18 protein-coding genes are annotated in these 16,509 nt (G+C 61.0%); 10 read left to right on the plus strand and 8 right to left on the minus strand.

Features of this window, described 5'->3' with window-relative positions:
* The first annotated feature begins 48 nt into the window (after positions 1-48).
* Positions 49-1,281, plus strand: a complete 1,233-nt coding sequence (gene sstT, locus IF189_RS18365; RefSeq protein WP_134827434.1) for a serine/threonine transporter SstT — start codon at positions 49-51, stop codon at positions 1,279-1,281.
* 64 nt (positions 1,282-1,345) lie between these two features.
* Here the strand turns inward: sstT and IF189_RS18370 are convergent, their stop codons facing one another.
* The gene (locus IF189_RS18370) at positions 1,346-1,855 is read right to left on the minus strand and encodes a DUF1993 family protein (RefSeq protein WP_134827435.1); all 510 of its coding nucleotides are present in this window, start codon (positions 1,853-1,855) and stop codon (positions 1,346-1,348) included.
* Between the two features lie 124 nt (positions 1,856-1,979).
* Between IF189_RS18370 and IF189_RS18375 the strand changes: the two genes are divergently transcribed.
* Positions 1,980-2,627 (plus strand): YceH family protein, encoded by a 648-nt coding sequence (locus IF189_RS18375; protein ID WP_192552034.1) that lies wholly within the window; start codon positions 1,980-1,982, stop codon positions 2,625-2,627.
* A gap of 16 nt (positions 2,628-2,643) precedes the next feature.
* Here IF189_RS18375 and IF189_RS18380 read toward each other — a convergent pair whose 3' ends face one another.
* On the minus strand, positions 2,644-3,162 hold the full coding sequence (locus IF189_RS18380) for a cupin domain-containing protein (protein WP_114884155.1): 519 nt from the start codon (positions 3,160-3,162) through the stop codon (positions 2,644-2,646).
* An 86-nt stretch (positions 3,163-3,248) separates the two neighbouring features.
* On the minus strand, positions 3,249-4,067 hold the full coding sequence (locus IF189_RS18385; RefSeq protein ID WP_134827436.1) for a shikimate 5-dehydrogenase: 819 nt from the start codon (positions 4,065-4,067) through the stop codon (positions 3,249-3,251).
* A gap of 255 nt (positions 4,068-4,322) precedes the next feature.
* Between IF189_RS18385 and IF189_RS18390 the strand changes: the two genes are divergently transcribed.
* The 3 genes from IF189_RS18390 to IF189_RS18400 all read left to right on the plus strand — a co-directional run bounded on the left by IF189_RS18390 (position 4,323) and on the right by IF189_RS18400 (position 5,392).
* Positions 4,323-4,667: a hypothetical protein gene (locus IF189_RS18390; RefSeq protein ID WP_025108898.1), complete on the plus strand. Its 345-nt coding sequence runs from the start codon at positions 4,323-4,325 to the stop codon at positions 4,665-4,667.
* Positions 4,668-4,912: 245 nt separating this feature from the next.
* Positions 4,913-5,107, plus strand: coding sequence for a hypothetical protein (locus tag IF189_RS18395; protein ID WP_085712486.1), 195 nt, complete (start codon positions 4,913-4,915; stop codon positions 5,105-5,107).
* Positions 5,108-5,209: 102 nt separating this feature from the next.
* A complete protein-coding gene (locus tag IF189_RS18400; RefSeq protein WP_085712487.1) occupies positions 5,210-5,392 on the plus strand; it encodes a hypothetical protein in 183 nt (60 codons plus the stop codon).
* Here the strand turns inward: IF189_RS18400 and IF189_RS18405 are convergent.
* The gene (locus IF189_RS18405; RefSeq protein ID WP_119427996.1) at positions 5,389-6,450 is read right to left on the minus strand and encodes an AI-2E family transporter; all 1,062 of its coding nucleotides are present in this window, start codon (positions 6,448-6,450) and stop codon (positions 5,389-5,391) included. The two genes, IF189_RS18400 and IF189_RS18405, sit on opposite strands and share 4 nt — an antisense overlap.
* A gap of 156 nt (positions 6,451-6,606) precedes the next feature.
* On the opposite strand from IF189_RS18405, the gene yegQ reads away from it, so the two are divergent.
* Positions 6,607-7,935, plus strand: a complete 1,329-nt coding sequence (gene yegQ, locus IF189_RS18410; RefSeq protein ID WP_192552035.1) for a tRNA 5-hydroxyuridine modification protein YegQ — start codon at positions 6,607-6,609, stop codon at positions 7,933-7,935.
* 6 nt (positions 7,936-7,941) lie between these two features.
* Here yegQ and IF189_RS18415 read toward each other — a convergent pair whose 3' ends face one another.
* Positions 7,942-8,805 carry a LysR family transcriptional regulator gene (locus IF189_RS18415; protein WP_114884163.1) on the minus strand — a complete coding sequence of 288 codons (864 nt, stop codon included), beginning with the start codon at positions 8,803-8,805 and terminating at the stop codon, positions 7,942-7,944.
* 101 nt (positions 8,806-8,906) lie between these two features.
* Here IF189_RS18415 and IF189_RS18420 point away from each other — a divergent pair, with 101 nt between their 5' ends.
* Complete coding sequence (locus tag IF189_RS18420; RefSeq protein ID WP_225739912.1) at positions 8,907-9,800, plus strand: DMT family transporter; 894 nt, start codon at positions 8,907-8,909, stop codon at positions 9,798-9,800.
* A gap of 9 nt (positions 9,801-9,809) precedes the next feature.
* Here IF189_RS18420 and IF189_RS18425 read toward each other — a convergent pair whose 3' ends face one another.
* Positions 9,810-10,526 carry a FadR/GntR family transcriptional regulator gene (locus tag IF189_RS18425; RefSeq protein WP_085712492.1) on the minus strand — a complete coding sequence of 239 codons (717 nt, stop codon included), beginning with the start codon at positions 10,524-10,526 and terminating at the stop codon, positions 9,810-9,812.
* A 365-nt stretch (positions 10,527-10,891) separates the two neighbouring features.
* Between IF189_RS18425 and IF189_RS18430 the strand changes: the two genes are divergently transcribed.
* The gene (locus IF189_RS18430) at positions 10,892-12,238 is read left to right on the plus strand and encodes an MFS transporter (protein ID WP_134827439.1); all 1,347 of its coding nucleotides are present in this window, start codon (positions 10,892-10,894) and stop codon (positions 12,236-12,238) included.
* A gap of 14 nt (positions 12,239-12,252) precedes the next feature.
* The gene (gudD, locus tag IF189_RS18435) at positions 12,253-13,596 is read left to right on the plus strand and encodes a glucarate dehydratase (protein WP_085608310.1); all 1,344 of its coding nucleotides are present in this window, start codon (positions 12,253-12,255) and stop codon (positions 13,594-13,596) included.
* Here gudD and IF189_RS18440 read toward each other — a convergent pair.
* On the minus strand, positions 13,593-14,468 hold the full coding sequence (locus IF189_RS18440; protein WP_192552036.1) for a LysR family transcriptional regulator: 876 nt from the start codon (positions 14,466-14,468) through the stop codon (positions 13,593-13,595). The genes gudD and IF189_RS18440 overlap by 4 nt on opposite strands.
* Before the next feature lie 160 nt (positions 14,469-14,628).
* Between IF189_RS18440 and ampC the strand changes: the two genes are divergently transcribed.
* Positions 14,629-15,795, plus strand: a complete 1,167-nt coding sequence (gene ampC / locus IF189_RS18445) for a class C beta-lactamase (protein ID WP_192552037.1) — start codon at positions 14,629-14,631, stop codon at positions 15,793-15,795.
* Positions 15,796-15,856: 61 nt separating this feature from the next.
* Here ampC and IF189_RS18450 read toward each other — a convergent pair whose 3' ends face one another.
* Positions 15,857-16,171, minus strand: a complete 315-nt coding sequence (locus tag IF189_RS18450) for a hypothetical protein (protein WP_134827443.1) — start codon at positions 16,169-16,171, stop codon at positions 15,857-15,859.
* Positions 16,172-16,509 lie beyond the last annotated feature (338 nt).

Raw genomic sequence — 16,509 nt, forward strand, 5'->3', positions numbered from 1 at the left:
CGCCCGGATCACGCAACCTTGCACCCTATAAAAAGCAGAGATGCCGTTATGACCGCTTCATCCCCTTCTCTATTGCAACGCCTGAAAAGCCTCAGCCTGGTCACGCAGATCCTGATCGGCCTGATTGCCGGCATCGCCCTGGCGCTGCTCGCACCGGAGGCCGCCAAAGGCACCGCTTTCATCGGCAAGGTGTTCGTCTCGGCGCTCAAAGCCGTGGCACCGATTCTGGTGTTCGTGCTGGTCATGGCCTCGATCGCCAACCACAAGCACGGCCAGGAAACCCATATCCGGCCAATCCTGTTCCTCTATCTGCTGGGCACTTTTGGCGCTGCGGCGGTGGCCGTGGTTGCCAGCACCCTGTTCCCGTCGCATCTGGTGCTGTCCACCGACAACGTCGCCGTGACGGCACCGGGCGGCATCGGTGAAGTCCTGCAAAGTCTGCTGCTGAGCGTGGTCGACAACCCGGTCACCGCGCTGATGAACGCCAACTTCATCGGTATTCTGGCCTGGGCCATCGGCATGGGCGTCGCCATCCGCCACGCCGGTGACACCACCCGGGAAGTGGTCAGCGACCTGTCCAACGGCGTGACCCTTATCGTGCGCGTGGTGATTCGCTTCGCGCCGCTGGGGATTTTCGGCCTGGTGGCTTCGACCCTGGCCACGTCCGGTTTTGGCGCACTGGTCGGCTACGCCCACCTGTTGGCGGTGCTGTTGGGCTGCATGGCCTTCGTGGCGCTGGTGATGAACCCGCTGATCGTGTTCTGGAAGTTGCGCCGCAACCCGTACCCGCTGACGCTGAAATGCCTGCGTGAAAGCGGCATCACCGCGTTCTTCACCCGCAGCTCGGCGGCGAACATTCCGGTCAACCTGGAGCTGAGCAAGCGACTGGGCCTGCACGAAGACACCTATTCGGTGTCGATTCCGCTGGGCGCGACCATCAACATGGCCGGCGCGTCGATCACCATCACCGTACTGACCCTCGCTGCCGTGCACACCCTGGGCATCGCCGTGGACATCCCGACCGCGATCCTGCTCAGCGTCGTCGCGGCAATCTGCGCCTGCGGCGCCTCGGGTGTGGCCGGTGGTTCGCTGTTGCTGATCCCGCTGGCGTGCAGCCTGTTCGGCATTCCGAGCGAAATTGCCATGCAGGTGGTGGCAGTCGGCTTCATCATCGGCGTACTGCAGGATTCGGCCGAGACGGCGCTGAATTCCTCCACCGACGTGCTATTCACCGCTGCAGCTTGCCTGGGCGAAGAACAGAAAGCCCAACGTCCGGCGTAAACACCGAGCGCAATAAAAAGCCCGCCAAGGCGCAAACCTTGGCGGGCTTTTTTATGCGTCGGGTTTAGAACGCGCCCATGTAATCGCGCTTGCCGACTTCAACACCGTTGTGACGCAGCAAATCGTAAGCAGTAGTCACGTGGAAGAAGAACTGCGGCAGGCCGTAGCTCAGCAGGTAAGCCTGGCCACTGAAGCGCTTCTCTTTCGGGGTGCCCGGACGGGTCACGATCTCGATGCCTTCCTTGCCGTTGATTTGCTCAGGCTTGATCTCGCCGATGAAGGCCAGAACCTTGGTGATCAGCGCTTGCAGCTCGGCGAAAGTGGTTTCGGTGTCGTCGTATTTCGGGATTTCGACTTCAGCCAGACGCGAGGAAACGCCTTTGGCGAAGTCCACGGCGATCTGCACCTGACGCACCAACGGGAACATGTCCGGGTACAGACGCGCTTGCAGGAAGGCGTTCGGGTCGATGTTTTTCGCGGTGGCGTGGGCTTCGGCCTTTTTCAGCACATCGCTCAGGGCGTTGAGCATTTGTTGGAAAACCGGGACGGATGCGGCATACAGGGAAATGGTCATGGCAGTCTCACGTGGTGGCTGGGTGAATCGTGGGGCGATTATAGCCATGCTCGCGGGCCGCGCGACTTGTCTTTTATCCAGCAAGGATTAGGCTAGGCGCCTTCGACTGCAGAGGGAACGCGCGATGTCCACAGAATTTGAAACCAACGTCAACGAACCACGGCTCAACGCCACGGAAATCCGCATTCTGGGTTCGCTGATCGAGAAGCAGGCCACCAGCCCGGAAACCTATCCGCTGACCCTCAACGCGCTGGTACTGGCCTGCAATCAGAAAACCAGCCGCGAACCGGTGATGAACCTGACCCAGGGCCAGGTCGGCCAGAGCCTGCGTGCCCTCGAAGGTCGCGGTTTCGCCAAGCTGGTGATGGGCAGCCGCGCCGACCGCTGGGAGCACAAGGTCGACAAGGCGCTGGAACTGGTGCCGGCACAAATGATTCTGACCGGGCTGATGTTCCTGCGCGGCCCGCAGACCGTCAACGAACTTCTGACCCGCAGCGGTCGCATGCATGAATTCGAAGACGCCGAACAAGTGGTGCATCAACTGGAACGCCTGATCGCCCGGGATCTGGCGGTGCTGATTCCGCGTCAGGCGGGCCAGCGCGAAGATCGCTACACCCATGCACTGGGCGATCCGGCGGACATCGAGGCGATTATCGCGGCGCGACAGAATCCGAGTGATCGCGGCGCTGCCAGCGGTGTGTCAGTGGAGCGCATCGAAGAGCTGGAAGCGCGGATTGCGGCGCTGGAAGAGCGTCTGGCCCGACTCGAATAAGCGGAATGGGGCGGCGTTACTCGCCGTCCCAGTAATCCACCCCGTCCGACTGCCGCGCCACCGCCACGAACCCCGAGGCATTGCCCTCGGCATCGATGCTGAAATTATCCATCACCGCATATTTGTTCGAGTCCGGGTACTCGCAGATGTCCGGTTGCTGCTGGGTGCTGACTGCCAGATAGCGCAGCTCCTGCGAGCTGGTGTTGATGATTTGATGCGCCTTTTCCGGGCCGCCCGGCGGGCAGGCGATCACGTCGCCGGCGCGGATCGGGAAACGCTCGGCGCCCAAACGCACCTCCCCTTCCCCGGCCACCACGTAGAACATTTCCTCATTGACCCGATGACTGTGAAACGGGCTGCCGCGCATGCCCGGCGGCAGCGCATACAGCCGATAACCGAGCTTTTGCGCGCCCAGTTGCTGGCCGATTCGGGCGAACCGCTGCTGATAACGCCCGGCGGTTTCGCCTTCGGGGGCCAGGGCTTCGGGCAACGGTTCGAGTTCGACATCATTCAGGTTGAGAATGGGCGGGTGCATGCAAACCTCGGTTTTTTGTCGTGGGGCAAGTCTGTGCCTGCTGAGCCGGCAGTATAGGCAATGACCAACCCCGACACCGAGATCAATCAGCTGCGGGCAAACGCCACCGCTGCATCGAACTGCTCGACCGTCGGCCGCACACCGGTGTACAGCACGAACTGCTCCAGCGCCTGGATCGCGATCACTTCCAGCCCGGTAATCACTTTTTTGCCTTCGGCGCGGCCGCGCACGATCAGTGGGGTTTCCGAGGGGATCGCCACCACATCGAACACGGTGTCGGCAGACTTGATCACATCTACCTCAAACGCCAGTTGCCCCGCTTCCGGACCACCGTCCATGCCGACCGGCGTCACGTTGATCAGCATCTGCGGGCGCTCGTCACCCAGATCCGCCTGCCAGCGATAACCCAGGGAATCGGCCAGCGCCCGGCCGGCGCGCTCGTTGCGGGCGACAATCAGACCATTTTTGTAACCGCCGTCGCGCAAGGCACTGGCCACCGCTTTGGCCATGCCGCCGCTGCCGCGCAGGGCGAAAGTCGAGTCTTTCGGTACCGCGTGGGTTTCCAGCAACTGGGCGATGGCGATGTAATCGGTGTTGTAGGCCTTGAGATGGCCATCGGTGTTGACGATGGTGTTGATCGACTGGATCGCCGCTGCCGAGGCATCCAGCTCATCGACCAGGGCAATGCAGGCCTCCTTGAACGGCATCGACACCCCGCAACCGCGGATGCCCAGCGCCCGGATCCCGCCGACGGCGCCCGGCAGATCCTGGCTGCTGAAGGCCTTGTAGTAGAAATTCAGGCCCAGTTGCTCGTACAAATGGTTATGAAAACGCAGACCGAAATTCCCGGGACGCCCAGACAGGGACATGCACAATCGGGTGTCTTTGTTGGGGTTCATCTGCATGGGAGTCTCCTTCGAATGCACTTTCGGATGGACGGGATTAGCCAGACCATCGGGTTCTGAACGATCATAGGGCGGTCTGTTCCGGGCATCACAGCCATTGCCTGAAACCCGGTAAGCAAGCCGGTACAAGACCTTACACAAAATTTACCCAGCCGCCGTGCTGTTTTTCCAAATGTTGCTGTCTTAGAAGTATCCCCGCGCTATCCCGAGCCTGTTGCAGGCCTGGACGCCGGGTTGAAGAACCGAGGATTAATCATGATTCGTAAACTCCCCATCGTGGCCTTGTTGATTGGTGCATTCGCGATCACGGGTCAGGCAGAAGCCCACGGCGGTGGCTGGCAGGGTCCGGCGGTATTTGGTGCGATCGTCGGCTCGGCCATCATCGGCTCGGCGCTCATCAACCAGGATCGTCCGGTGTATGTTCAACAGCCTGTTTACGCTCAACCGGCGCCGGTGTACGTGCAACAACCGCCACCACCGGTCTACTACCAGCCGGCCCCGGTTTACGTACAACAACCGGTTTATGTTCCAGGCCCGGTCTACTACGGTCCGCCCCGTGGTTATTACGGCCACCCGCACTACTACGGTGGTCGCTGGTAAGCACACAGACAGAGCCCCGCTTTACAGCGGGGCTTTTTTTTGGCCTCAAGAAAGCCAACCGTCCGTCGGCCAACGTCTGAAAAAATCTCGCCAAGGTCGCTGTGGGGACAGTTTCACCCGCTAAAGTCGGCATGATGGACTCGACCGTCGGGCCGAAACACAAAACGGTCATCTATTTGTCATGACGGAACCGCAATCTGAATCCGTCCGCATACAACAGGTTGATAAAAACAAGGACGACTGGAATGCCAACACAGAATCCGCACCGCATCGTCGGTTTATGCACCTCGAGCAAGGTGTACAACGCCCTGACCGAGCTCAAGCACCTGGAAGGCCATCGCACGGCGAAGTTTGTGTCGCTGCTGGCGGAAAACCTGGTGCGCAAGGGTTTGCTCAACGAGCACGAGATCGTGCACATGCTCGATCAGGTGGTCGATTGATCCGGCCCTCAACGGCATCAATGTCCACTATCGAAAGCGTTGATTGTCCCTGAAACGGCCAAGTCCCTAAGGTAGCTCCATAGATTGATGGAGGTACTTTTCATGGCTCAGGTTCAAATCATGTCCGTTGTCGGCAGCGCGGTTCCCGCATCCCTCAGAGAGCTTGGACTGCTCGCCTGCTGGTATCTGGTGCGCGACGGCGAACCGGTCAGCGGCCCGCTCACCTCTTTGCCAGCCGCCCAGGCGCTGTCGCAACGACTGATCAACGGCCCGTTCAAGGCTTAAGGCAACTGCACCTTCGGTCTGGTTTCGACGAACAGCGCCCAGCTCGACATGAATAATGCGGCGATCAGCGGCCCGATCACGAAACCATTAAGACCAAACACCGCCATGCCGCCCAGCGTCGAGATCAGGATCATGTAGTCCGGCATGCGCGTGTCCTTGCCCACCAGCACCGGACGCAGCACGTTATCCACCAGACCGATCACGAATACCCCGAACAGCCCTAGCACCACGCCCTGCCAGATCATTCCGCTGAGCAGGAAGTAAACCGCCACCGGTGCCCAGACGATCCCGGCCCCCACCGCCGGTAACAGCGACAGAAAGGCCATCAACACCGCCCAGAGCAACGCACTGGGTATGTCGAGAAACCAGAAAATCGCCCCGCCCAGCGCGCCTTGCGTAATGGCCACCAGCAGGTTGCCTTTGACCGTGGCGCGCACCACCCGATTGAATTTCAGTTGCAGGCGCCGCTTGTGATGCTCTTCCAGCGGCACCGCCGTGCGCACCTTGCGCGCCAGTTCGGCACCGTCGCGCAGAAAGAAGAACAGCAAGTACAACATGATGAAAAAACTCACCACGAAATCGAAGGTGCCCTGGCCGAAACTGAACGCCTGGGTCGCCAGCACCTGACTGCCCTGCATCGCCGCCTTGACGATCTTCTCGCGCAAGGCATTGAGTTCGCCCATACCGAAACGGTCGAGCAGGTGCTGAAAGTACGGTGGCAGGCTGTGCTTGAACTGCGCCAGATACGCGCCGATATCGAGCTTGCCGCTTTCGATGTTGTCGTAGAGCGTCGCCCCTTCCTGCACCAGCAACACGCTGATGACGATCACCGGCAGAATCGCGATCACCACGCAGACACTCAGGGTGCACAGTGATGTCAGGTTGCGTTGCCAGCCGAATTTCTGCTGCAACCGGCGCTGCATCGGCGCGAATACAATGCCGAGAATCACCGCCCAGAACACCGCACCGTAGAACGGCAGCAGGATCCAGATAAAGGCCACCGTCACCAGCAGCAACAGCACGGTGAGGGATTTGAATTGCAGACTCTTTTGGTTCATGTCCGGTCCATGTCAGTCAGGCGCCACGCGCACCCGCCCAACTTAGTCAGCCCACGCCCGCGCGAGTGCCATCTTTGTTCATGGAGCATAGATCCAGATCAATAAACCCTCGCCGCACCTCGTTTACCCTCCCGCGCTTTTGCGACCGACACCGCCATGACGCCCTCCTTCACCCCGGAATTGCTCGCCCCCGCCGGCACCCTTAAAAACATGCGCTACGCCTTCGCCTACGGCGCCGATGCGGTCTACGCCGGCCAGCCGCGCTACAGCTTGCGGGTGCGCAACAACGAATTCGACCACGCCAACCTCGCCCTCGGCATTCGCGAAGCCCAGGCCCAGGGCAAGCGTTTCTACGTGGTGGTCAACATCGCGCCGCACAACGCCAAGCTCAAGACCTTCCTCAAGGATCTCGCGCCGGTGATCGACATGGCACCGGACGCGCTGATCATGTCCGACCCCGGCCTGATCATGCTGGTGCGCCGGCACTTTCCGCAGATGCCGATTCACCTGTCGGTGCAGGCCAACACGGTGAACTGGGCGAGCGTCGAGTTCTGGCAGCAACAGGGGCTGAGCCGGATCATCCTGTCCCGGGAACTGTCGCTGGAAGAAATCGGCGAAATCCGTGAGCAGGTGCCGGGCATGGAACTGGAAGTGTTCGTCCACGGCGCGCTGTGCATGGCTTATTCCGGCCGCTGCCTGCTCTCGGGTTACATGAACAAGCGCGACGCCAATCAAGGCACCTGCACCAACGCCTGCCGCTGGAAATATTCGGCGCAGGAAGCCACCGAAAACCAGCTCGGCGAGATCGTGCAGACCTTCGAACCGCAACCGACCCTCGGCCTCGGCGCCCCCACCGATCAGGTGTTCCTGTTGCAGGAAGCCAATCGTCCCGGCGAGATGATGCCGGCCTTCGAAGACGAGCACGGCACCTACATCATGAACGCCAAGGATTTGCGCGCCGTGCAGCACGTCGAGCGCCTGACCCGCATGGGCGTGCACTCGCTGAAGATCGAAGGCCGGACCAAATCCCACTTCTATTGCGCGCGCACCACCCAGGTCTACCGCCGGGCCATCGACGATGCGGTGGCCGGTCGCGAATTCGACCGCAGCCTGATGACCGATCTGGAATCCCTCGCCCAACGCGGCTACACCGAGGGCTTCCTGCGCCGGCACGTGCATGATGAATACCAGAACTACCAGAACGGCAGCTCGGTGTCGGAACGTCAGCAGTTCGTGGGCGAGCTGACCGGCGAACGCCGGGATCGGCTGGCCGAGGTCAAAGTGAAGAACCGCTTTGCCCTGGGCGATCATCTGGAACTGATGACGCCCAAGGGCAATTTCCATTTTGATCTGCACGAATTGCAGAGCCTCAAGGGCGAGGCCATCGACGTGGCGCCGGGGGACGGGCACACCGTCTACCTGCCGATTCCGGATGCGGTGGATCTGCGCTTCGGCCTGTTGATGCGCGACGTGAGCGGGACCTGATCCGGCTCAGGCAAACTCCTCGCGCAACATCGCCACAAACGCCTCACGCGCCGGGTGCACCCCGGCGTTTTCATGCCAGTAGAACAAGTTGTCGATGGCCGTCAGTTCGGGGAATTCGTAACCCGCACATCCGGCGCCTTTGGCGTACTGCTCGAACACGCCTTTGGGCACCAGCGCCACGCCAGCGCCGGCACTCACGCAACCGACAATCGCCCCGTAACTGGCCAGGCTGACAATCGGCAACGCCAGGCCCTGACGCAACAGCCAGTGCTCCAGCGCGGCGCGATACGGGCAGCCTTGCGGCCACATGAACACGGTCTTGTCCTGCAAGTCGTCGAGGTTGCGTATCGGCCCGAAAGAAGTCGAAGCGATCAGTAGCAGTTCCTCTCGATACATCGGTGTGCGCTTGAGCTGGGAGCGCTCGACGTCCACCGCGACGATCGCGCCATCCAGACGATGACTGACCGTATCGTCGAGCAACTGGCCCCAGGTGCCAGTAGTCAATTCCAGTGCCACGTTCGGATAGCGCTTGTGAAATTTCGCCAGCAGCCGCGGCAGACGCCCGGTGGCCGAAGATTCGATGGCACCGATGCGCAGCGGCCCGGACGGTTCGGCGGCAGGATCGACTGCGCGTTTGGCTTCAGCCGTCAGTGCCAGAATTTTTTCCGCGTAAGCCAGAAAGGTCTGCCCGGCAGGGCTGATCCGCAGCCCGCGCCCCTCACGCAGAAACAGCGCCACCCCCAGTTCCGCCTCCAGGGACTTGATCCGCGCCGTGATATTCGACGGCACGCAAAACAGCTTTTCAGCCGCTTTGGCGATGCTGCCGACCTCGGCCACGGTCTTGAACATGCGGATTTGCGCCAGCTCCATAATCATCACTCTGAGTGAACGGTTTGCGCAGTATAAGTCAGTTGTGGCGAATGATTGGCCACCCGGATACTCGGCGCATCAACCCTCTCGGTGCCTCGCTCATGCCTTCCACTTCGCCTTTGAAAATCCTCTTGGCCATGGCTTTCGTCGTCGGCTGCTGGGCCTATTCGCCGACCGGCATCCACCTCGGCCTGCAAGCCTACGATCCGGGTCATCTGGCGTTGCTGCGGTTTCTGCTGGCGTCGCTGTTCATGGCGGTGATTGCTGGTTTCAAAGGCATTCATCTGCCGCGCCTACAGGATTTGCCACTGTTATTGGCCCTTGGCTTTTTTGCCGTCAGCCTGCATCACGTGGTGCTGAACATCGGCCAGCAAAGCGTCAGCGCTGGCGCGTCGAGCGTACTGGCGCAATCGACGCCGCTGTTCAGCACGCTGCTGGCGCGGTTTCTGTTCAAGGATCGGGTCAGCGTCTGGCGCTGGGGCTGCGTGCTGACGGGATTCGTCGGCGTAGTGATTGTGGTCAGCGGCGATCGCGGCCTCGGCAGTATCGACGCCCACGGTTTGCTGATTCTGCTGGCCGCCGTTTCGTGGAGCGTTTACTTCGCTCTGCAAAAACACCACGCCCGGCGTTACGACGGGCTGACGCTGGTTTGCTACACGGTGTGGTCCGGCACGTTGTTGCTGTTGATTTACTTGCCGGGGCTGGCCGACAGCGTGGCCAGTGCGCCGCTGCGGGTGCAATGGGCGGTGCTCGCTCTGGGGGTGTTTCCCAGCGCCCTCGCCTATCTGGCGTGGGCGTTCGTGCTCAAGCATGTCGATCTGAGCCGGGCGACGATGACGCTGTATCTGATTCCGCCGACCGCGATGGGGATTGCTTCGGTAGGTCTGGGCGAACGGCCGACGCTGTTGGTGCTGGTGGGTTCGGCGGTGGTGTTGATCAGCGTGCTGGCGTTGAATCTGGAGCGGCAGGCGGTGGTCCGGGCCATCGAAACTTGAGTCGCGGCATCAGGCGCCGCCCGCCGAAAACCGGTCGCGGCTGTTGCTCAGGTGCAGCCACATCGCCGCCCGCGCCGCTTCCGGATCCTGGCGCTTGATCGCGTTGAAAATCGCCTCATGCTCCAGGTTCGCCAATTGCCCGAGCTTGCTCAAATCCACCGCGCCGCGCTCGGCCGCATTGACCCGCGTGCGCGGAATCATCGCGCTGCCCAGGTGCTGCATGATTTCGGTGAAGCAGACATTGCCGGTGGCTTCGGCAATCAACAGATGAAAGCGCCGGTCGGCCTCGACGCAACTGTCGTTGTTGGCCAACAGACGCTGGTAGTCGTCCAGCGCCTGGCGCATCTGCACCAGTTGTTGTTCGCTGCGGCGTTGCGCGGCCAGTGCCGCCGCTTGCGTCTCGAGGCCCATGCGCAATTCGAGAATGCTGCGCACGCCCAGCGCGGTGTCGACATTCAGCCGCAGCCCCTGCTCCGGCGCGCGCTCGATCACGAACGTGCCGATGCCGTGCCGCGTCTCCACCAGCCCCGACGCCTGCAACTTGGAAATCGCCTCGCGCACCACGGTGCGACTGACGCCGTGTTCCTGAACGATCGAGTTTTCCGAAGGCAACTTGTCACCGGGCAACATCTGGCCGAGCAGGATGCTCTGGGTGAGTTTTTCCACCAGGTCATGGGCCAGGTTGTGGGCGCGTTTGCGAGCAGGTGCGTCGAGGTCTTCTTGCATGGTCGATTCCGGTGAACGGGGCAAGCCGATCGTAGCACTGCAGGCGATGACTTATATGAGCTCCTATGATTTCAGGCGCTCAACTTGTATGACAACAAGCGATTTTCGCTAGAAAACTTTCAATAATTTCACGCCAACACTCCACATTCGCTGGCCTGGCACTCTGCACTTCGGCCCGCCGCCACCCCTTAAAGCCCAACAAATACGACACTTAAAATCCAGAAAAGCATAAAAACCCTTCGCCGTAGATAAATTTGATTGAGCGCTCCCACTTGTAGGACAAAAAATTGCAGTTGTATGATGTCTATCAACAACGCAGCACCCAGCCACACCCCGCATAAAAATAACGAGTGGGAGAAAACCAAGTGAAATCATCCATTGCCGGGATGAACGAGGGCGCCGATTCGGTGCTGTCCTCCGCCATTGCCAAAGTCAAACGCCACGTCCTGCCGCTGTTCGTGATCATGTTCATCGTCAATTACATTGACCGGGTGAACATCGGCTTCGTCCGCACCCACATGGAACATGACCTCGGCATCGGTGCCGCTGCCTATGGGTTCGGTGCCGGGCTGTTCTTCATCGGTTACGCGCTGTTCGAAGTCCCCTCCAACATGCTGCTGCAAAAGGTCGGCGCGCGCATCTGGCTGACCCGCATCATGCTCACCTGGGGCCTGGTGGCCGCCGGCATGGCGTTCATCCAGAACGAAACCCACTTTTACATCCTGCGCTTTCTGCTCGGCGTGGCCGAGGCCGGGTTCTTTCCCGGGGTGATCTACTACTTCACCCGCTGGTTGCCGGGGGCCGAGCGCGGCAAGGCGATTGCGATTTTCCTCAGCGGTTCGGCCGTGGCCTCGCTGATTTCCGGCCCGCTGTCCGGCCTGCTGCTGCAGATCGAAGGGCTCGGTCTGCACGGCTGGCAGTGGATGTATTTCATTGAAGGGATGTTCTCGGTCGGCCTCTGCGTGTTCGTCTGGTTCTGGCTCGACGCCAAACCCCACGACGCCAAGTGGCTGACCCGCGCCGAGCAGGATGCGCTGGTCAAAGCCATCGATGACGAACAGAAGGCCCGCGAAGCCGCAACGCCGATCCGGCCGTCCCTGGGCAAACTGCTCAAGGATCGCCAGATCATCCTGTTCTGCCTGATTTACTTCTTCATTCAATTGACGATCTACGCCGCGACGTTCTGGCTGCCGAGCATCATCAAGAAGATGGGCGAGATGAGCGACTTCCAGGTCGGCCTGTTCAACTCGATTCCGTGGCTGCTGTCGATCATCGGCATGTACGCGTTCGCCTCGTTCTCGGCGAAATGGAAACACCAGCAGGCATGGGTCGCCACGGCATTGCTGATCGCCGCTGCGGGGATGTTCATGTCCACCACCGGCGGGCCGATTTTTGCCTTCGTCGCGATCTGCTTCGCCGCACTGGGTTTCAAATCTGCATCGTCGCTGTTCTGGCCGATCCCGCAGGCCTATCTCGATGCGCGAATCGCCGCTGCCGTGATCGCGCTGATCAACTCGGTGGGCAACCTCGGTGGCTTCGTTGCCCCCACCACGTTCGGCCTGCTGGAACAACACACCGGTTCGATCCAGGGCGGCCTCTATGGTCTGGCCGCGACCTCGATCATCGCCGCGATCATCGTGTTCGCCGCCCGCATGACACCCAAATCCGCACCTGACGTCGCCGTGGCCGATGCCGCGCCGAAACACGCTTGAAAGGACAATCCCAAATGACCGCACACGACATCGCCAAAGCCCCGATCATCACCGAGATGCAAGTCATCCCGGTGGCCGGCCACGACGGCATGCTGCTCAACCTGAGCGGCGCCCACGGGCCGTTTTTCACCCGCAACATCGTCATCCTCAAGGACAACGCCGGCCACACCGGCGTCGGTGAAGTGCCCGGTGGCGAACGCATCCGCCAGACGCTGGAAGACGCCCGCAGCCTGGTGGTCGGCAGCCCCATCGGCACGTATCAGAAGATCCTCAATCAGGTGCGCCAGACCTTCGCCGACCGCGACGCCGGCGGCCGTGGCCTGCAGACCTTCGACCTGCGCATCACCATTCACGCGGTCACCGGGTTGGAAGCCGCGCTGCTCGACCTGCTCGGCCAGCACCTCGACGTGCCCGTGGCTGCTTTGCTCGGCGAAGGTCAGCAGCGCGACGAAGTGAAGATGCTCGGTTATCTGTTCTACGTGGGCGATCGCCGGGAAACCGACCTCGCCTACCGCAGCGAACCGGATGCCGACAACGACTGGTTCCGCGTACGTCACGAGAAAGCCATGACCGCCGACGCCGTGGTGCGTCTGGCCGAGGCTGCCCATGCGCGCTATGGCTTCAAGGACTTCAAGCTCAAGGGCGGCGTGCTCAGCGGCGATGCCGAAATCGAAGCGGTGACCGCACTGGCCGAGCGCTTCCCCGACGCCCGCATCACCCTCGACCCGAACGGCGCTTGGTCACTGAAAGAAGCGATCCGCCTGTGCCGCGACCAGCATCATGTGCTGGCCTACGCCGAAGACCCGTGCGGCGCGGAGAACGGTTATTCGGGCCGTGAAGTGATGGCCGAATTCCGTCGCGCCACCGGCCTGAAAACCGCCACCAACATGATCGCCACCGACTGGCGCGAAATGGGCCACGCAATCCAGTTGCAGTCGGTGGACATTCCGCTGGCCGACCCGCATTTCTGGACCATGCAGGGCTCGGTGCGCGTGGCGCAGATGTGTCACGAATGGGGCCTGACCTGGGGCTCACACTCCAACAACCATTTCGATATTTCCCTGGCGATGTTCACCCACGTCGCGGCCGCCGCGCCGGGCGACATCACCGCCATCGACACCCACTGGATCTGGCAGGACGGCCAGCGCCTGACCAAGGCACCGCTGCAAATCGTCGACGGCTGCGTGCAGGTGCCGAAGAAACCGGGACTGGGCGTGGAACTGGACATGGATCAGGTGGCCAAGGCCCACGAACTCTATAAAGGCATGGGACTGGGCGCGCGGGATGACAGCGTGGCGATGCAGTTTCTGATTCCGGGCTGGACGTTCGATAACAAGAAGCCGTGTCTGGTGCGCTAAGCCTGCGCAACCTCCAGCAACCAGTGCCTGAACGCCGCCATCGCCGACGTCTCCGGCCGTGACTGCAACCGCGTCAGCCAATAGCTGCCGGTGGTGATTTCGATGGCAAAAGGTTGGCGGATCAGGTCCGCCGCCAGTTGCCGGGCAAACATCAACGGCGGCGCCAGTGCCACCCCGCCGCCCTGCAACGCCGCCTCCATCATCGCCAGCGACGAGTCGAACACGATGCTCTGGGGTGGCGCGACATGGGTCGCCAGACCGGCCGCGTGAAACCATTCCGGCCATTCATCGGTGCGATAGGAGCGCAGCAGACGCTGCTGCAAAAGATCCCCCGGCGCGTGCAATTGCCGGGCGATTTCCGGCACGCAGAGCACGGTCAACGGCGCCTCCAGCAAACGGGTCGCCTCGATACCATGCCACGCCCCGGCGCCGAACCGGATCGCGTAATCCAGCCCTTCGGCGGCCACGTCCACCCGATTGTTGTTGGTCGACAGCCGCAAATCTATGAGCGGATGTTTCGCCTGGAAGTCCGCCAGCCTCGGCAACAACCAGCCCACCGCGAAAGTGCCCACCGCGCCGACCGTGAGCATTTCCCGATATTGCCCGCCCGCCAGACGCTCGAGCATCTGCGCGATATGATCGAACGACGTGGTCAGCACCGGCAGCAGCGTTTCGCCCTCGCCGGTCAGCATCAGCCCACGGGGCAGGCGTTTGAACAGGATCACGCCGAGTTGCGCCTCCAGGCTTTTGACCTGATGGCTGACGGCAGCCTGAGTCACGCACAACTCCACGGCAGCGCGAGTGAAGCTCAAATGACGCGCAGAAGCTTCGAAAGCACGTAATGCATTCAAAGGCAATTGAGGTCGAATCATGCCCAATCCCAAATTTTTCTAATGGCTCGTCCGAGTTTTCATCGTTTGTCGAAAGACACCGGACTGCCTAGATTTGGCGGCGCCGATCAGCCGGCCCGACGGAAAACGCTCGCAGTGTAGCGGGATAACACCATCAACACTCATGGAGAGTGGCCCAAGCATGTTTTCGATCAACCTGAACAAACTCAAGTCCGCCTGCGCTTTCGGACTTTTCTTCAGCGCCGCCACCTGCCTGGCCGCCCCGCAAACCGACGATCAGTTGCAGGCGCTGGTAAAGGCTGCCGTGACACCGGTCATGCAGCAACAGGACATCGCCGGTCTGGCCGTGGCCGTGACCGTCGATGGCAAAGCGCATTACTTTAACTACGGTGTTGCCGACAAGAGCACCGGGCAAGCGGTGAGTGAAAACACCCTGTTCGAAATCGGTTCGGTGAGCAAAACTTTCACCGCGACCCTCGCCGCCTACGCCCAGGCCAGCGGCAAACTGGAATTCGCCGACAAGGCCAGCCAGCACTGGCCCGAGCTGAAAGGCAGTGCCTTCGACCAGATCAGCCTGCTGCAACTGGGCACCTACAGCGCCGGCGGCCTGCCGCTGCAATTCCCGGATGCCGCGGATTCTTCCGACAAGATGCTCGGCTATTACCAACAGTGGAAACCGACGTATCCGGCCGGCAGCCAGCGCCTGTACTCCAACCCGAGCATCGGCCTGTTCGGCTATCTGGCGGCGAGAAGCCTCGGCCAGCCGTTCGATCAGATCATGACCGAAACCCTGCTGCCGAAACTCGGACTCAAGCACACCTTCCTGTCGGTGCCCGCGTCTGAACAAAAGCTCTATGCCCGGGGCTATGACAAGAACAACAAACCGATTCGAGTCAGCCCCGGCGCACTCGATTCCGAAGCCTATGGCGTGAAAACCAGCACCTCAGATCTGCTGCAATTCGTCCAGGCCAACCTCGACAGTGCAAAACTCGAAATACCGCTGCAAAAAGCCATCGCCCTCACCCACACCGGCTACTACACCGTCGGCGACATGACCCAGGGCCTGGGTTGGGAACGCTACGCCTACCCGATCAGCCTCGACCGCCTGCTGGACGGCAACTCGACGCCGATGGCCATGGAGCCGCACAAGGTCAAATGGCTGAATCCGCCACAACCTGAGCCGGCGAATGTGCTGCTGAACAAGACCGGCGCCACCGGTGGCTTTGGCGCGTATGTCGCGTTCGTACCGTCGAAGAACGTCGGGATCGTGATTCTGGCGAACCGCAACTACCCGAATGGAGAGCGGGTGAAAATCGCGCACAAGATTCTGGGTGAACTGACCCGGTGATCACGCCATAAAAAACGGGCGACCTGAGAAGGTCGCCCGTTTTCGTTTGGGGGTTTGAAAACTACGCCTGTAGCTTCCAGCCCAGCACATCCATCAGGTCGCAGCTGTCGCGCAGAGGGATTGCCAACACCCGGGCGAAGTCCTGCAGCAACAAGGCGTCGTGGCCGGTGCCTTCTCCGAGCGAAATGGTTTCCAGCAATTGGGTCACGCTACGTAATCGGTATGCAGCGGTGCCGTGGAGTACGTCTACCGGGGCTTCGCGGTCGATCAGGAGACAGGGAATCTGGCAGTCGATGCCAGTGATGGGGATGTAGCGGGGTTTGGGGGAATCTGTGTTCGTCGGCGTTTCGGGTGCGTTTGGGCCTGATTTTTCCATGTGTGAATATCTCGATAACTAAAGGAACACGCCAGCGGGTACTGGCGCAAATATGTTCTCGGTGATCATCGGACTTCCACATCCGGCCGCTGATTTTGCAGCGACCCAAATAGATTATCGGCCTATCACTCAAGCCACCAGTTCACCAACGCCGCCGCGCTTTGAAGGAAACGTCCGACGGTTTTGAAGGGTGTTACCGCGTAAATTTCCGGGCACATTCAGCAATGATTTTCAAAGGTGACCGGCTGAAAGAGATGCATCTAAACTGCACCGCATTACCCGGTTATCGCGGATGAGATGACGTTCGCCAAACATCTGAGCGACTGAAAAACAGAGGG

Source organism: Pseudomonas sp. IzPS59 (genome assembly GCF_014863505.1).
In the GTDB taxonomy this organism is placed as follows: Bacteria; Pseudomonadota; Gammaproteobacteria; order Pseudomonadales; family Pseudomonadaceae; genus Aquipseudomonas; species Aquipseudomonas kribbensis.

What these genes read in the sequence shown, in the direction of transcription:
- yegQ (WP_192552035.1), top strand. Translation starts at nt 6,607, where the DNA reads ATGACGCCCTCCTTCACCCCGGAATTGCTCGCCCCCGCCGGCACCCTT.
- IF189_RS18440 (WP_192552036.1), bottom strand. Translation starts at nt 14,468, where the DNA reads ATGATTCGACCTCAATTGCCTTTGAATGCATTACGTGCTTTCGAAGCT.
- IF189_RS18415 (WP_114884163.1), bottom strand. Translation starts at nt 8,805, where the DNA reads ATGGAGCTGGCGCAAATCCGCATGTTCAAGACCGTGGCCGAGGTCGGC.
- IF189_RS18385 (WP_134827436.1), bottom strand. Translation starts at nt 4,067, where the DNA reads ATGCAGATGAACCCCAACAAAGACACCCGATTGTGCATGTCCCTGTCT.
- IF189_RS18420 (WP_225739912.1), top strand. Translation starts at nt 8,907, where the DNA reads ATGCCTTCCACTTCGCCTTTGAAAATCCTCTTGGCCATGGCTTTCGTC.
- IF189_RS18375 (WP_192552034.1), top strand. Translation starts at nt 1,980, where the DNA reads ATGTCCACAGAATTTGAAACCAACGTCAACGAACCACGGCTCAACGCC.
- IF189_RS18370 (WP_134827435.1), bottom strand. Translation starts at nt 1,855, where the DNA reads ATGACCATTTCCCTGTATGCCGCATCCGTCCCGGTTTTCCAACAAATG.
- IF189_RS18390 (WP_025108898.1), top strand. Translation starts at nt 4,323, where the DNA reads ATGATTCGTAAACTCCCCATCGTGGCCTTGTTGATTGGTGCATTCGCG.
- IF189_RS18400 (WP_085712487.1), top strand. Translation starts at nt 5,210, where the DNA reads ATGGCTCAGGTTCAAATCATGTCCGTTGTCGGCAGCGCGGTTCCCGCA.
- IF189_RS18380 (WP_114884155.1), bottom strand. Translation starts at nt 3,162, where the DNA reads ATGCACCCGCCCATTCTCAACCTGAATGATGTCGAACTCGAACCGTTG.
- gudD (WP_085608310.1), top strand. Translation starts at nt 12,253, where the DNA reads ATGACCGCACACGACATCGCCAAAGCCCCGATCATCACCGAGATGCAA.
- sstT (WP_134827434.1), top strand. Translation starts at nt 49, where the DNA reads ATGACCGCTTCATCCCCTTCTCTATTGCAACGCCTGAAAAGCCTCAGC.
- IF189_RS18395 (WP_085712486.1), top strand. Translation starts at nt 4,913, where the DNA reads ATGCCAACACAGAATCCGCACCGCATCGTCGGTTTATGCACCTCGAGC.
- IF189_RS18450 (WP_134827443.1), bottom strand. Translation starts at nt 16,171, where the DNA reads ATGGAAAAATCAGGCCCAAACGCACCCGAAACGCCGACGAACACAGAT.
- IF189_RS18405 (WP_119427996.1), bottom strand. Translation starts at nt 6,450, where the DNA reads ATGAACCAAAAGAGTCTGCAATTCAAATCCCTCACCGTGCTGTTGCTG.
- IF189_RS18425 (WP_085712492.1), bottom strand. Translation starts at nt 10,526, where the DNA reads ATGCAAGAAGACCTCGACGCACCTGCTCGCAAACGCGCCCACAACCTG.
- ampC (WP_192552037.1), top strand. Translation starts at nt 14,629, where the DNA reads ATGTTTTCGATCAACCTGAACAAACTCAAGTCCGCCTGCGCTTTCGGA.